Below are 15,550 nucleotides of genomic sequence, written 5' to 3'. Positions count from 1 at the left end.
TTATGTTGATACTATGCTATCACTTTACTACGATAAAGTAAGTAAAGGCGTTACATAACAACATAGAAAGCGGGACGTCGAGGACGCCGTCCACCTACAATTCACTTAAATGTGTGTTTATGAGGATATTTATTCAAGCGTCAACATAAAAAGTAAAATCTATAATTTATATACAGGAAGGAAAAGTGTATGAAAAGATATGATCTTATAACCCCTGAGGGTACGAGAGATCTGCTGTTTGAGGGCTGTCTGGCACGAAGAATGGTGGAGGACAGGCTGTCAAAGCTGTTTGAGGGCTTTGGCTACAGCGAGGTGGTAACACCGGGAATAGAGTTTTATGATCTGTTTATGGGAAGCTCGAGAAACTTCCAGCAGGAGAACCTTTATAAGCTTACAGATTCAAAGGGCAGACTTATCGTTATGCGTCCTGATTCCACGATACCCATAGCAAGACTTGCTTCCACAAGACTAAAGGGAGCAAAGCTTCCCCTTAGACTATACTACAATCAGAGCATTTTTGAAAATAACTCCCTGCTCAAAGGACGTTCAGACGAGGTAGTTCAGGCAGGTATAGAGCTTATTGGCGGAGAGAATTCCAAGAGAGCGGATTACGAGGTGCTATGCACTGCTGTTGAAGCCCTTTCAAGCTTTGATAAGGAGAATTTCAGACTTGAGATAGGTCATATCGGATATTTCAAGGAGCTTGTGGCTCAGCTTGACGTTGACGACGCAGTAAGAGAGGAGATAAGACTTCTTATATCTGCAAAGAACTATCCTGCACTTAACGATATTCTTGACGAGGTGGGCGACAATCAGGTGACTAACGCGCTCAGACAGCTCCCAAGACTGTTCGGAGGTGTTGAGGTGTTCGACAAGGCTGCTGATATTTATACTGACGATAAGATAACAGGCATACTTTATAACCTTAAAGAGGTCTACACCAGACTTTCAAGCCTTGGTTATGAGGGCAAGATATCTGTTGACCTTGGCATCGTGAGTCATGCAGACTACTATACAGGCATCGTGTTCAAGGGCTATCTTTCAGAGGTCGGTCAGTCGGTGCTTAAAGGCGGAAGATATGACAGACTTCTGGCAGAGTTCGGCAATGATTGCCCGGCGGTGGGCTTCGGCATAAGCGTTGACTCTGTTGCAAGACATATCGAAAAGCTAGGCGGAGCACCAAAGCTCAGAACTCCTGACGCAGTTGTGTTTGGCGAAAAGGGCTACGTGGTGGAAGCCATGGAATATGCTCAGACGCTCGTAAGAGAGGGTCTGACAGTTGAAAATTCGCTTTTCAACACCCTCGATGAAACAAAGGCTTACGCAAAGTCAAAGGGAATAAAGAAGCTTGTGGTCGTTGGCAGCGAGATAACAGAGCTTGATATATAAGTTTGGAGGATAAGTTAAAATGAACAGACCCCTTAGGATAGCTCTTACAAAGGGCAGACTTGAAAAGGATACAGTCGGTCTTTTAGAGAAGATAGGCTATGACTGTACCGCAATAAGAGAAAAGGGAAGAAAGCTTATTCTTCCTGTACCTGACGGAAACCTTGAAGTCGTTCTAGCAAAGGCGAACGATGTTATCACATACGTTGAGCATGGCGTGTGCGATATGGGCGTTGTTGGCAAGGACACTATCATGGAAATGCAGGGCAAGTTCTTTGAGCTTGTTGATATCGGCTTCGGCAGATGTAAATTTGCACTTGCCACAAAGAAAGGCTCAAAGTTCTACGGCGGATTTGATGTCAAGACAGTTGCAACAAAATACCCTAACATCACAAGAAGATTTTTTGAAGCAAAGGGAATGGACGTTGACATCATCAAGATAGAAGGCTCAGTGGAGCTTGCACCGCTCCTTGAGCTTGCAGACGGTATCGTTGATATCGTTGAAACAGGCACGACACTTAAAGAAAACGGTCTTGAAGTCATCGAGGACGTTTGCCCTATCTCTGCAAGGCTTATCGTAAATATGGTAAGCATGAAAATGCGCCAGCAGGAGATCGAGAATTTTGTAAAGCTTGTTGAAGAAAATATCGACAAGTAGTTTATATAAACGGAAAGGACAGTATTGAAATGGCTGAAATAAAGAAGATTTTTGTCAACGGCAAAGACGAGGTAGAGTTTTTCAAGCAGCTTGAAAAGAGAAGTGGCGAAACAAATAAGAAGGTCACAGCCGTTGTTAATGAAATAATCGAAACTGTCAGAGAGGGTGGCGACAACGCTGTAAAGGCTTATACAGAAAAGTTTGACGGCAAGCTCCCAGAGTATTATGAAGTTCCAAGAGATGTTATAAACGACGCTCTCACTGAAGCCGATCAGGACTTTGTTGACGCAATGCTCAATGCAGTTGCGAACATCACAGATTTCCACCAGAGACAGAAGTCACAGAGCTTTATAAACGCTAAGGATAATGGTTGTATTCTCGGTCAGAAGGTAAGAGGACTTAACAGAGTTGGTCTTTATGTTCCGGGCGGCACAGCAGCTTATCCGTCAAGCGTGCTTATGAATGCAGTTCCTGCAAAGATAGCAGGCGTTAAGGAGATAATCATGGTGACACCTCCTCTCAAAGACGGCACACCAAATAAGGATATTCTTGTGGCAGCAGCTCTCTGCGGAGTTGACAGAGTGTTCATGAGCGGCGGCGCACAGGCTATCGCTGCCCTTGCCTACGGCACTGAGGAGATACCAAAGGTCGATAAGATAGTAGGCCCTGGAAATATCTATGTTGCAACAGCAAAGAAGCTTCTTTATGGTGTTGTTGATATCGACATGGTGGCAGGTCCGAGCGAGATACTTGTTATGGCTGACGAAAAGGCTAACCCTAAGTTCATTGCCGCAGACCTTATGTCACAGGCTGAGCATGACAAGCTTGCTTCCGCTATCCTTGTTACAACAAGCGAGAGCATTGCAGACAGAACTATCGAAGAGATAAACAGACAGGTGCAGAGCCTTTCAAGAAAAGAGATAATCGAAAGCTCTCTTGAAAATTACGGTGCTATCCTTATCTGCAATACAAAGGACGAAGCTTGCGACCTTGCAAACAGATTTGCTCCTGAGCACCTTGAAGTGCTTTTTGAAAATCCTATGGAGTATCTTGGCAGACTTGATAATGCAGGTTCAATATTCCTTGGTCAGTATGCTTCAGAGCCGCTTGGCGACTACTATGCAGGCCCTAACCACGTTCTTCCAACAAGCGGTACAGCTAGATTCTTCTCGCCTCTGTCAGTAAACAGCTTTGAAAAGCGTTCAAGCTTTACATACTATACTGAGGACGCTCTCAGAGAAGCAAAGGACGATATCGTTCTTATTGCAGAAAAAGAGGGTCTGACGGCTCACGCAAATGCAATAAAGGTAAGATTTTAAGCGGTAAAGGTGATGAAAATGCGTACAGCGGAGATAAAAAGAAAAACTAAGGAAACTGATATAGAGGTGTTCGTGAAGCTTGACGGTGAGGGCAAGGTAAGTGTAAACACAGGCATAGGCTTCTTTGACCATATGCTCACAGCCCTTGGCGTTCACAGCGGAATAGACATGGACGTTGAGTGCACAGGCGACCTTTATGTTGACGGACACCATACAGTTGAGGACGTTGGCATATGCCTTGGCAAAGCATTTGCAGAGGCTCTCGGCGACAAAGCAGGCATTGCAAGATATGGCTCGGCTTTCGTGCCAATGGACGAAGCGCTGGCATTTTGCTCACTGGATATAAGCGGCAGACCTTTCCTTGCGTTCAATGCTGAGTTCCATGACGACAGGATAGGTCAGTATGGCACCTGCCTGACAGAAGAATTTTTCAGAGCCTTTGCATTCAATTCAGGCATAACACTGCATATCCGTGAGGAGTACGGCAAGAACGACCACCATATTGCAGAAGCAATGTACAAAGCAGTGGCTCACGCTTTGAAGGACGCTGTAAAAATAACAGGAACAGGAGTTTTATCCACCAAAGGAGTGCTTTAAATGATAGCAATAATCGACTACGGTGCAGGCAATATATTCTCTGTAAAAAACGCTCTGGACTATCTTGGCTTTGAGAACAAGCTCACAGACAAAAAAGAAGATATCGAAAAAGCCGACGCAATTATACTCCCCGGCGTGGGAGCGTTCCCATGGGCAATGAATATGCTCGGTCTTAGCGGTCTTATCGACACTATCAAGGAGCAGGCTAAAATAAAGCCTTTCCTTGGCATATGCCTTGGAATGCAGCTGCTTTTCGAGAAAAGCTATGAATTTGAGGAATGCAAGGGTCTTGGTCTTATCGGCGGATATGTTGACAAGATAAACGAGCCTGACCTCGTTATCCCACACATGGGCTGGAATAAGCTTGTGTATAATCATGACTGTCCCCTTTTTGACGGACTGGGCGATGACGAGTATGTTTATTTTGTACACTCATACAAGGCTTTCTGCGACAATAAAAATCTGTATGCCTACTGCGAATACGGCTCGAAAGTCCCTGCGGTGGTATCGGACGGAAGATATATCTTCGGCTGTCAGTTCCACCCCGAAAAAAGCGGAAAGACCGGTCTTAAAATACTTGAAAACTTTGCGAAAATGTCACAGGAGGTAAAATAATATGCTTGCAAAAAGAATTATACCATGCCTTGATGTGCGTGACGGAAAGGTAGTAAAGGGAGTAAATTTCGAGGGCATAAAAGAAGTCGGCGACCCTGTGGAGTGTGCATATGAATACAATCTTCAGGGTGCAGACGAGATAGTTTTCTATGACATAACAGCCTCCCACGAGGGCAGAGGAGTTATGCTGGACGTTGTTCGTGAAACAGCAAAAAAGGTATTTGTACCGCTCACTGTCGGCGGCGGAATAAAGACTGTTGACGATATAAGAGATACTCTCCGTGCAGGCGCAGACAAGGTGTCAGTGAACTCTCAGGCAGTGCAGAATCCTCAGCTTATAAAGGACGGAGCAGATATTTTCGGCTGTCAGTGCATATGCGTTGGCGTTGACGCAAAGAAGGTCGGCGACAACAAGTGGACGGTTTATATAAACGGCGGCAGAGTGGATATGCGAATGGATCTTATCGACTGGGTTAAAAAGTGCGAACAGCTCGGTGCAGGTGAGATATGCCTGAACTCTATCGACACAGACGGCGTAAGGGGCGGCTTTGATCTGCCAATGCTGAAAGCTGTGTGCAGTGCTGTAAAGATACCTGTTATCGCAAGCGGCGGAGCAGGAAAGCTTTCAGACTTTGCTGACGCTTTCCTTGAAACTGATTGCTCAGCGGCTCTTGCCGCAAGCCTTTTCCATTTCAAAGAGCTGACAGTTGGACAGGTAAAGGACGATTGCAGGAGCAAGGGAATTATCGTGAGGTGAGCATAATGATTGTTTTCAATATCGTATTTACTTTGTTTATACCAGTGCTTATGATATTGTGCGGCTATCTGATGTATAAGCATACACCGAAAGATATCAACTGCTTGGTGGGCTATCGCACTGCTATGTCATTGAAAAATCAGGAAACGTGGGATTTTGCCCACAATTATTGCGGACGTCTGTGGGTAAAGGTCGGAGCGGTCATGACGATAATTTCGGCATTGGTCTGTGTTCCATATTTCTTTATGAGCAGCGGCAAGGCGACTGTGATAATGTGCATAGCTGAAGTGATACAGGTGGTATTTTTGTGCTGGACGATAGTACCAACAGAACGAGCACTCAAAGATAATTTCGACCAAGACGGCAACAGAAAGGACAAATAATGAACCCAATAAAAGTTGATATAAACGATTTGGACAAATACTTCGTAAAAAGCGAGCTTACACCTGCTATCGCATTTGATGTGGATACAAAAACTGTGCTTATGCTTGCTTATATGAATAAGGAGAGCTTGAAAAAAACACTTGAAACAGGCTATACATGGTATTGGAGCAGATCAAGACAGGAATATTGGAACAAGGGTGCAACAAGCGGTCATCTGCAAAAGGTGGTTTCTATCTATGCGGACTGCGATAACGATACCCTGCTTATTAACGTAAAGCAGACAGGTGCAGCCTGCCATACAGGCTCATATAGCTGCTTTTTCAATGAGATATATAATACGGAGGAAGAATAAAATGACAGTTTATCAGGAAATTTTCGAGGTAATAAAACAGCGTAAAACTGACTATGAAGCAGGCAAGGCTCAGGAGAACAGCTATACAGCTTATCTCTTCGACAAGGGCGTAGACAAGATTTGCAAAAAGGTGGGCGAAGAGGCTACAGAAACAGTTATCGCTGCTAAAAATGGTGACAATGACGAGCTGAAAAACGAAATAAACGACCTTCTCTATCACGTTATGGTGCTTGCGGCAAATCAGGGACTTGAGTGGTCTGACGTGGAAAAGGTCCTTGACGAGAGAAACGAAAAGATAGGCAATCTGAAGAAATTTCATCAGGTAGACAAGAACACCTGATTATATGTATCCAAAGGCTCTGCGTTCATGCGCAGGGCTTTTTTTGATTTATGAGAGGATTTTCAGAAATTTAAGCACACAAAAGCCTTTTGCCGAATAGAATATAGCGAAGTAAAAAAACTTCCATGATTTGATTTATAGGAGGACTTACTATGAGCGATTTTAACGGCAAACCTTTCAAGGAAGCAATGTGTATCGAGGCAATGCGTGTGTTTGATTCATGCTCGTCACAGGATTGTCTGGAGGATCTTGCATTTACATTCAGCCAGGCAGACCAGACCGTGATAAACGCTGCGGCGTATATCAAAAGCACTTGTATCGACGTGACAGACGTAAGCTTTGCAATATCTCCGGTGGCATTCAACCACGGCTTTTACGCAGTTGACGTTACTTACACATTCAGGGCGCAGATAGAAGCATATGAAGCGGCAGGCGCAGCTCCAACAGTAGTTTACGGCACATCGACTTTCACAAAGAAAGTGATACTTTTCGGCAGTGACGGCGGCACACAGAGATTTTCTACCTGCGAGCCGAACCAGATCGTCACAACTTCGCCTACAAGCGGCTGCTCATGCTGTTGCTGCACAGCGGCAATGCCTTGCGCTTCTGTGAGCGTAGCAGCGCCAATGTGTCTTGACGCAAAGCTTGTCGCAGAGCCTGCACCAAGCGAGGAAAAGAACGTTCTTATCACTATTGGTCTTTTCGCTATCATTCAGTTGTCAAGACCTGTGCCTATAATGGTGCCTGTATATGATTACTGCGTACCTGGCAAGGAGTGTTCCACAAACAGTGACAGCCCGTGCGAGATGTTTGAAAAGATAGCATTCCCGACAGTAGAATTTTTCCCAAGAGGACTTGAAGAACCCCACTGCAAGGAAGAAAATGATACAGAGGGTCAGGGCGAAGCTCAGGGATAATATGTGATCTATGGGGGCGGAGTTTTCTGCCCCTTTTTGTTTTGCAAAGCGACCTGTTTGGCTCTTCGCTCCCAAAACGCTTGACAAGAAGCCTTAAAAGATTTATAATTAAAAGGAATGTACGAAATGAAATGAGGATATCAATGACTGAGAATTTTTCGGAAATAATAAATGAGGAAACCGCTCCGCAGAAGCTGCTCCAATGGTCTGGTGAATACGAAAGAACTTGCGGTCACAAGCCACTTGCCCTTATCCATTCATACGGCTGTCAGCAGAACGTCAGCGACGGTGAGAAAATAAAAGGTATGCTCTCAAAGGTGGGCTATGAGTTCACGTCCGATGTGAACGAGGCTCAGCTTATATTGTATAATACCTGTGCGGTAAGAGAAAATGCCGAGGACAAGGTGTTCGGCAAGCTTGGCGACCTTAAACATCTCAAAGAAAACAATCCCGAGCTTATTATAGGTATCTGCGGCTGTATGGCTCAGCAGAAGCACGTTGCAGAAAAAATAAAAAAGACCTACCGTCAGGTGGACTTGGTTTTCGGAACTTTTGCATACAACGATATGTATAATATGCTGTGGGAGATAATATCAAAGCATGACAGGATATTCAATCTGTCAGAAAATCATGTTGACATAAACGAGGATTTTTTACAGCTCCGTGACGATAAGATAAGAGCGTTCGTGCCTATAATGTATGGCTGCAACAATTTCTGCACCTATTGCATAGTGCCTTATGTCAGGGGCAGAGAACGCAGCAGAAAGCCTGAGTCCGTTATCGCAGAGGTAAAAGCTCTTGTGAAAAACGGCTATAAGGAAATAACATTGCTTGGTCAGAACGTTAATTCATACAGTTATGGTTTTCCTGAGCTTTTGAGAGAGCTTGACAAGATAGAGGGCGATTTTCGCATAAGATTTATGTCAAGCCACCCAAAGGACGCAAGCCATGAGCTTATTGACGCTATACTTGAATGCAAAAAGGTGTGCAAGCATTTGCACCTTCCTGTGCAGGCAGGCTCAGACAGGATACTAAAGCTTATGAATCGCCGCTATACCACGGCGGATTATCTGAAAATAATCGACTATGCCAGAAGCAAAGACCCTGAGTTTTCATTCACAACAGACCTTATCGTAGGCTTCCCAAGTGAAACATACGAGGAGTTCTGCGAAACTAAGGAGCTTATCAAAAAGGTAAAGTACGATAATATCTATTCTTTTGTGTATTCAAGACGAAGCGGCACAAAGGCTGCCGAAATGGAGGATCACATCTCAGACAAGCAGAAGGGTCTGTGGCTGAGAGAATTACTGCTGGAGCAGAGAGAGGTGTCAACAGCGTGGCTTTCAAGATTTGTGGGAAGAACTGTAACCGTGCTGCCAACAGGCGAAGGCAGAACTGGCGCTGATTATCTCACAGGCAAAAGCGACGAGGATATGATCGTCGAGGTGAAAGCGGATAAAAAATATATCGGTAAATTCATTCAGGTTCGCATAACAAAAGCAATGAACTGGGCTTTGAGAGGCGAGCTTGTTGAAGATAAATAACAGCGAAAGCTGAATAATATTTAAAGGAGAATTACCATGGATGTAATTGAAATGACAAGAAAGCTTGGACAGGCTATTCAGGAAGACGAGAGATACAAGGCTTATATGGAGGCTTGTTCTATCAATGATACAGATGTTGAGATACAGAACAAAATAGGCGAGTTCAATCAGCTCCGTTCACAGCTCAGCGTTGAGATGCAGAAGCCTGATAAGGACGGCGAGAAGATGACAGCACTTGACACTCAGATCAGAGAGCTTTATGACGAGATCATGGCTATGCCTAAGATGATCGCATTTAACGAAGCTAAAGAAGTTATGGATAAGCTTCTCGGCTCTGTAAACTATATCATCTCAATGGCTGCAAACGGCGAAGATCCAATGACTTGCCCAGAGGAAGCTCCTCATAGCTGTTCAGGAAGCTGCGCATCATGCGGTGGCTGTCACTAAGACAGTATCAAAAAACGAATAATAGTCAGGGGGAGCTTATCCCCCGTCTGCCCGAATCTGAAGACCACTTCAGACTGGGGCGGATAATTTCTATAGGGATATGGCGCAACAATGTGTGTTGAACGAATATCATAATGGGATATGTGCGTGGATAAATATATGAAACGGAGTGAGTTTGAGTGGAAACCAAAGATATAGATTTTTCAAAGCTGTCACCTATGATGAAGCAGTATTTTGAAGTAAAGAACAAATATAAAAACCATATACTGTTCTACAGACTGGGAGATTTTTATGAAATGTTCTTTGATGACGCTATCATTGCGTCAAGAGAGCTTGAGCTTACTTTGACAGGTCGTGACTGCGGACTTGAGGAAAGAGCGCCTATGTGCGGTGTGCCTCACCATGCCTGCGACGTTTATCTGAAAAAGCTTATTGAAAAAGGCTACAACGTGGCTATCTGTGAGCAGACCATGGATCCTGCCATGTGCAAGGGCATAGTGCCGAGAGAGGTCATAAGAGTAGTCACACCGGGCACGCTTATCGAAAGCAGTATGCTTGATGAAACGTCCAACAACTATATCTGTGCATTTTATATGAGAGCCAAGGAAAGCGCATTGTGCCTTGCGGATATTTCCACAGGCGAGGTGCATCTGTTTGAGTTTGAGGGCAAGGAAATGACAAGCTCGGCTATAAATGAGCTGTCGAGATTTTCCCCTGCGGAGATTCTTATAAATGACGCTTTTCTTTCAAATAAAGAGCTTTCAAGCTTCATAAGAGAAAAGCTCAAGACCAGCGTTCAGCTTTTGGAGGAGAACGATTTTTCCCCTGAGATACATACAGAAGAGGTGCTGAAACAGTTTTCCACAAACAGCCTTGAATCTATTGGCGTTAAGCCTGACACAGTTGCAGCATTTGCAGTGTGCGGACTTTTTGCATACATACACGATACACAGAAAGCATTGGTGGGCAGATTTTCCGAGATAATAAAGCATGACGCCGACCCTATCATGACTATCGGCTTCACTGCAAGAAGAAATCTGGAGCTTACAGAAACTCTCAGAAATAAAGAGAAAAAAGGCTCGCTCCTATGGGTGCTTGACCATACCAAAACTTCAATGGGCAAGCGTATGCTAAAATCCTTCCTGGAACAGCCCCTTGTCAATCCTGCAAAGATAATCGACAGACTTGACGCTGTTGAACAGCTCACAATGAAGCCTGTTGAACTTGGAGAGCTAAAAGAGATACTGGGAGGAGTCTATGACCTTGAAAGACTCATGACAAGGGTAATGTATAAGACCGCTACCCCTAGAGATCTTAAATCACTGTCGCTGACAGCACTTAAACTCCCTGAGATAAAGGAGCTTCTCAAAGGTTTTGATTCAAAGCTTCTTGCAAACTGCAACAATAAAATATCCACCCTTGAAGCTATCTCAAACCTTGTTGAGAACGCCATTGTTGACGAACCGCCTGTTAATGTCAAGGACGGCAACGTTATCAAAGACGGCTTCAACGAACAGCTTGACGGACTGAGAAATATAATCTCAGGAGGCAAGGGTATAATTGATGATATTGCGGAGCGTGAAAGAGAAAAAACGGGTATCAAAAATCTGAAAATAGGCTATAACCGAGTTTTCGGATATTATATCGAGGTAACAAAGTCTTACTATGACCTTGTGCCTGACAACTATATAAGAAAACAGACCCTTGCCAACTGCGAGCGTTTTATCACGGACGAGCTTAAAGTCGCAGAGAACACTATTCTCGGTGCAAGCGATAAGATAGCAACTCTTGAGCAGGAAATATTTGCGGAGATAAGAGATTTTGCAGCAACTCAGCTTAGACTTGTGCAGGAAACTGCCATAGCAGTGGCGCAGATAGACGTGCTTTGCTCTTTTGCAACTGCGGCGGTGAACAATAACTATACAAAGCCTGAGATAGCCATTGACGGCATTATTGATATCAAAAACGGCAGACACCCCGTTGTTGAGCTTATGCAGAAAGACGAGGTGTTCGTGCCTAACGACACATATCTTGATCTTACAAGCAACAGAATGGCTGTCATAACAGGTCCGAATATGTCAGGTAAATCAACTTATATGCGTCAGGTTGCTCTTATCACACTTATGGCGCAGATAGGCTGTTTTGTGCCTGCGGACTATGCAAAAATATCAGTAGTCGACCAAATATTCACAAGAATAGGCGCTTCTGATGACCTTACCGCAGGTCAGTCCACCTTCATGGTGGAAATGAGCGAGGTTGCAGATATCGTAAAGCACGCCACAAAAAACAGCCTTGTTATCCTCGACGAGGTGGGCAGAGGTACTTCAACCTTTGACGGAATCTCCATTGCAAGGGCAGTGTCGGAGTATATCTCCACCAACAGATCAATGGGCTGCAAGACCTTGTTTGCAACACACTATCATGAGCTTATAAGCCTTGAAAAAGAGCTTGACGGCGTGAGAAATTTCTCTGTTGCAGTAAAGCGTCAGGGGGATAGTATCAAGTTCCTTAGAAAGATAGTTCCGGGCGGAGTTGACGAAAGCTACGGCATAGAAGTTGCAAAGCTTGCGGGTCTGCCAAACAAGATAATAAACAGAGCCAAAGAGCTTCTCGAACAGCTTGAAGCGGAAAACAAAAAGGCAAGACTTGCCGCTGAGCAGATAGAAAGCGACCAGATATCCTTTGACAAAATAAGCGACAGCATCGTTACCGACAGACTTAGAAAAACCAACATAGACGAAATGACCGACAGCGAGCTTAGAGATTTTGTGAAAGACTTGCTGAAATATGTTTAGGTGAGCGTCATGAAAAAGTGGTATGACGAGGAATATGAGTTTGAAATAGAGGTCACGGGCTTTCTCCGTGGCGACCATACTGAAAGATATTGCCGAAACGGCGAGGAGATAGGGGATAAATATTTCTGCACCTATGGCTGTCCCGTGAATAAGGACGGCTATGGCATTTGCAGTAAAACAATGATGATGCTTTATCCCATTATGGAAGCTGTCCGCAGCGGAGGAGATCTCACTAAGATAGGCGGCGACAGCAAATATACAAAAACTATCGTTTGTCCTGACGGCTGTGTCATGTTCCGCTTGACAGCAAAGCCGACAGGCAAGGAGAATTTTCATACAGGCGGCTTTTGGAAAGAGCCATAGAAAAGGATAGAAAAATGTCAGAAATAAAAGTTCTGAGCAAGGAAGTTTCCGAACTTATTGCGGCGGGCGAGGTAATAGACAGACCTGCTTCAATAATAAAGGAGCTTCTTGAAAACGCAATAGACGCAGGTGCGAACGTCATAACAGTTGAGATAAAAAACGGTGGCCGCACCTATATAAGAGTGACGGATAACGGCAAGGGTATCTCAAAAGATGATTTGCCTATAGCCTTTCTTCGTCATGCAACAAGTAAAATATCAGTAAAAAATGACCTTGACAGTATTATGACCCTCGGCTTCAGAGGTGAAGCACTTGCTTCTATCTGTGCAGTATCCAAGGTAGACGTGCTTACGAAACGTCCCGAGGAGGATTACGGCACGCATTATGTTATCGAGGGCGCAGTGGAAAAGACCTGCGAGGAGTGCGGCTGTCCTGACGGCACAACTTTCGTTGTCAGGGATATTTTCTATAATGTTCCTGCAAGACTAAAGTTTCTGAAAAAGGACGTTTCAGAGGGCAATTTTGCCGCAGACCTTGTTACAAAGCTTACCCTTTCACACCCTGAGATATCATTCAAGTTCATCAGGGATAATAAAGTTGAGATATTGACAGCAGGGGACGGCAAGATATATTCCGCAGTTTATTCAGTTTATGGCAGAGATTTTGCAAACTCCATGCTTGAAGTTGACTACACATGGCAGGGTATGCACATAACAGGATTCACTGTCAAGCCTCTGTCTGCAAAGCCTAACAGACGTTTTCAGAATTTCTTTGTAAATAAAAGATATGTGAAGTCAAGGGCTTGTGCGGCGGCACTTGAAGAAGCCTACAGAAATCTTCTTATGACGGGAAAATTCCCGGCTTGCGTGCTTTATATCGATATCCCACCGAATACCATAGATGTGAACGTCCACCCTACTAAAATAGAAGTGCGTTTTTCAGACGAAAAGCTTATGCACGAGGCTGTGTTCTTTGCGGTGAAAAATTCCCTTATGAAGAATGACAGACCTAATGAGATGCACCTTGAAAACAAGCGTAATTTCACCGACAGAGAGCTTTTTGATATACCTAAAAAGGATAACAGCGTTCAGCTTAAATTCGCCATGGAGGATAATGGTCAAAAGCCTGCTGCCTCAAAGGCTGAGATACCTGTCCCAAAGCCGCAGACAGAGAAACAGTACGAAAATTCGTACAGCTATCAAAAGCCTGCACCAACGCTTAAAACAGTCGAGAGCAGGAGCATAACTGAGGAAGAAAAAGAAAAACTCAGCGGCAGTGACGATATGTTCCTTGCAAGCCTTGAACAGCCTGCAAAGAGAGAAACAGCTGTCACAGCCATTTCAGGCCCTGAGCCGAAGCCCCATAAGGTGACAGTGGAGGAGATAAACAAGGCGATAAGCGAGATACCTCTCCCCGAAGAGCCGGAGGAGCAGAGCGGAGAAGCTTTCAAGTTTATCGACGCTCAAAGCTTCACAAAGAAAAAGCCTGTTTCCGTTATCGTGGAGGAGAAAGAGCCTGAAAAGCCGAAGCCTGTTGTGGTGGGCGAGCTTTTCAAGACCTATGTTGTGGCACAGGTGGGCGACGAAATGATACTTATGGATAAGCATGCCGCTCATGAGAGATATATTTTCGAGAGGATAAAAAGCGATGCCGAACAGCTTGAAACGCAAATGTTCCTAGAGCCTATCATGGTATTGCTTTCCTATGACGAGTATGACGCTCTCACCGCAAACCTCGATAAGGTGTCACAGCTTGGCTTTGAGATAGAGCCGGACGTTGCGCCAACTGTTGCAGTAAAGGGCGTGCCTATCATTCTTGGTGACGATAACCCTGCGGATATAATCAGCGAACTTGCAAAGAATTTTATCGAGAATAAACTCAATCCGCAAATAGAGCTTTTTGACGACCTCTACCATTCTATCGCCTGCAAAGCTGCAATAAAAGCGAACGATACCAACAGCGGAATAGAATTGCAGGCGCTCGTGAATGCCGTTTATGGTCAGGAAAATATCAGATATTGCCCTCATGGCAGACCTGTTATGATAACCCTCACCAAAAGAGATATAGAAAAGCAGTTCAGACGAGTTCTATAAAAAATGCAGGAGGCGAAAGCTATGGAAAATAAAATACCTCTCCTTGTCATTGCAGGGCCTACCGCCAGTGGAAAGACCGCCTGCGCAGTGGAGCTTGCAAAGATATATGACGGTGAGATAGTTTCCGCAGACTCTATGCAGATATATAAGGGTCTGAGCATCGCTACTGCCAAGCCTACCAAAGAGGAAATGCAGGGCGTGCCACATTATCTTGTAGATTTTCTCGAGCCTGAGCAGGCTTTTTCCGTGGCAGATTATGTGAAGCTCGCAGGTGAGCGTATCAGAGAGATACACAGCCGTGGCAAAGTTCCTATTCTCTGCGGGGGAACAGGACTATATATAAGCTCACTTGTGAACAACGTAATCTTTGACGATACCGAAACGGACGGCTCAGTCAGAAAACGTCTTGAGGAGGAAGCCAAGACGCTGGGCGGTCACGCTTTGTGGGAAAGGCTCAGAGAGGTCGATCCCGAAACTGCGGAGAAAGTCCATGAGAACAACCTGCCAAGGGTCATACGAGGACTTGAAGTCTTTGAAACTACAGGTATACCCCTTTCACAGCATAAGGTGAACAGCCGTCGTGAGAAGTCGCCATATAACGCCTGCATTATCGGTCTTACAGCTTCCGACAGACAGTATCTCTATGACCGTATAAACCGCCGTGTTGATGTAATGGTGGAAAATGGACTTATAGAGGAGTGCAGAGTTTTTTATGACAGCTTTACCCCTGCTACAGCTTATCAGGCGATAGGCTATAAGGAGCTCGTGCCGTATTTTGAAGGCAAAGCTGAGCTTTGTGAATGCCTCGACAAAATCAAACAGGAAAGCCGTCATTATGCCAAAAGACAGCTTACTTGGTTTAGACGAGTTGACGGAATTCAGTGGGTGGAAACAGATAAATTTGATAGTTTTCAAAAAATTATAGAAAATATCAAAAATATTATAGCCAAATCGGAAATTATGTGATATAATATAATTTGAAA

The 15,550-nt window shown here is 44.5% G+C and carries 16 protein-coding genes; all 16 read left to right on the top strand.

What is annotated here, in order from left to right:
- Positions 1–189 precede the first annotated feature (189 nt).
- Entirely contained in the window at positions 190–1,389 is a 1,200-nt protein-coding gene (hisZ, locus tag AB5Z01_RS02675) for an ATP phosphoribosyltransferase regulatory subunit (protein ID WP_287215679.1), read from the top strand.
- Between the two features lie 19 nt (positions 1,390–1,408).
- Complete coding sequence (gene hisG, locus AB5Z01_RS02670; RefSeq protein WP_022287384.1) at positions 1,409–2,044, top strand: ATP phosphoribosyltransferase; 636 nt, start codon at positions 1,409–1,411, stop codon at positions 2,042–2,044.
- A 29-nt stretch (positions 2,045–2,073) separates the two neighbouring features.
- Entirely contained in the window at positions 2,074–3,363 is a 1,290-nt protein-coding gene (gene hisD, locus AB5Z01_RS02665; RefSeq protein ID WP_022287383.1) for a histidinol dehydrogenase, read from the top strand.
- A gap of 18 nt (positions 3,364–3,381) precedes the next feature.
- Positions 3,382–3,960 (top strand): imidazoleglycerol-phosphate dehydratase HisB, encoded by a 579-nt coding sequence (hisB, locus tag AB5Z01_RS02660; RefSeq protein ID WP_368365323.1) that lies wholly within the window; start codon positions 3,382–3,384, stop codon positions 3,958–3,960.
- Positions 3,961–4,575, top strand: coding sequence for an imidazole glycerol phosphate synthase subunit HisH (gene hisH, locus AB5Z01_RS02655; protein WP_041337171.1), 615 nt, complete (start codon positions 3,961–3,963; stop codon positions 4,573–4,575). It abuts the gene before it with no gap.
- Between the two features lies 1 nt (position 4,576).
- Positions 4,577–5,332: an imidazole glycerol phosphate synthase subunit HisF gene (gene hisF, locus AB5Z01_RS02650; RefSeq protein WP_117856588.1), complete on the top strand. Its 756-nt coding sequence runs from the start codon at positions 4,577–4,579 to the stop codon at positions 5,330–5,332.
- A 5-nt stretch (positions 5,333–5,337) separates the two neighbouring features.
- Positions 5,338–5,715, top strand: coding sequence for an SdpI family protein (locus tag AB5Z01_RS02645; protein WP_022287379.1), 378 nt, complete (start codon positions 5,338–5,340; stop codon positions 5,713–5,715).
- Positions 5,715–6,068: a phosphoribosyl-AMP cyclohydrolase gene (gene hisI / locus AB5Z01_RS02640; protein ID WP_041337174.1), complete on the top strand. Its 354-nt coding sequence runs from the start codon at positions 5,715–5,717 to the stop codon at positions 6,066–6,068. Before AB5Z01_RS02645 ends, hisI begins: the two co-directional genes overlap by 1 nt.
- Position 6,069: 1 nt before the next feature.
- Positions 6,070–6,408 (top strand): phosphoribosyl-ATP diphosphatase, encoded by a 339-nt coding sequence (hisE, locus tag AB5Z01_RS02635; RefSeq protein WP_195551189.1) that lies wholly within the window; start codon positions 6,070–6,072, stop codon positions 6,406–6,408.
- Between the two features lie 152 nt (positions 6,409–6,560).
- Positions 6,561–7,325 carry a hypothetical protein gene (locus AB5Z01_RS02630; protein WP_195551188.1) on the top strand — a complete coding sequence of 255 codons (765 nt, stop codon included), beginning with the start codon at positions 6,561–6,563 and terminating at the stop codon, positions 7,323–7,325.
- A gap of 143 nt (positions 7,326–7,468) precedes the next feature.
- The gene (gene miaB, locus AB5Z01_RS02625; protein ID WP_022287375.1) at positions 7,469–8,869 is read left to right on the top strand and encodes a tRNA (N6-isopentenyl adenosine(37)-C2)-methylthiotransferase MiaB; all 1,401 of its coding nucleotides are present in this window, start codon (positions 7,469–7,471) and stop codon (positions 8,867–8,869) included.
- A gap of 36 nt (positions 8,870–8,905) precedes the next feature.
- Complete coding sequence (locus AB5Z01_RS02620; RefSeq protein WP_022287374.1) at positions 8,906–9,316, top strand: YlbF family regulator; 411 nt, start codon at positions 8,906–8,908, stop codon at positions 9,314–9,316.
- A 179-nt stretch (positions 9,317–9,495) separates the two neighbouring features.
- Positions 9,496–12,111, top strand: a complete 2,616-nt coding sequence (mutS, locus tag AB5Z01_RS02615) for a DNA mismatch repair protein MutS (RefSeq protein WP_368365314.1) — start codon at positions 9,496–9,498, stop codon at positions 12,109–12,111.
- Positions 12,112–12,120: 9 nt separating this feature from the next.
- Positions 12,121–12,474, top strand: a complete 354-nt coding sequence (locus AB5Z01_RS02610) for a TIGR04076 family protein (RefSeq protein ID WP_256320227.1) — start codon at positions 12,121–12,123, stop codon at positions 12,472–12,474.
- A 14-nt stretch (positions 12,475–12,488) separates the two neighbouring features.
- Positions 12,489–14,567, top strand: coding sequence for a DNA mismatch repair endonuclease MutL (gene mutL, locus AB5Z01_RS02605; protein ID WP_287215671.1), 2,079 nt, complete (start codon positions 12,489–12,491; stop codon positions 14,565–14,567).
- 21 nt (positions 14,568–14,588) lie between these two features.
- A complete protein-coding gene (miaA, locus tag AB5Z01_RS02600) occupies positions 14,589–15,533 on the top strand; it encodes a tRNA (adenosine(37)-N6)-dimethylallyltransferase MiaA (RefSeq protein WP_117891452.1) in 945 nt (314 codons plus the stop codon).
- Positions 15,534–15,550: the final 17 nt, after the last annotated feature.

The organism is Ruminococcus sp. RTP21359st1_H3_RTP21359_211015 (genome assembly GCF_040909065.1).
Lineage (GTDB): Bacteria > Bacillota > Clostridia > Oscillospirales > Ruminococcaceae > Hominimerdicola > Hominimerdicola aceti.
Note: the sequence above shows the minus strand (reverse complement) of the source record. Positions and strands in the feature narration are given on the sequence as shown.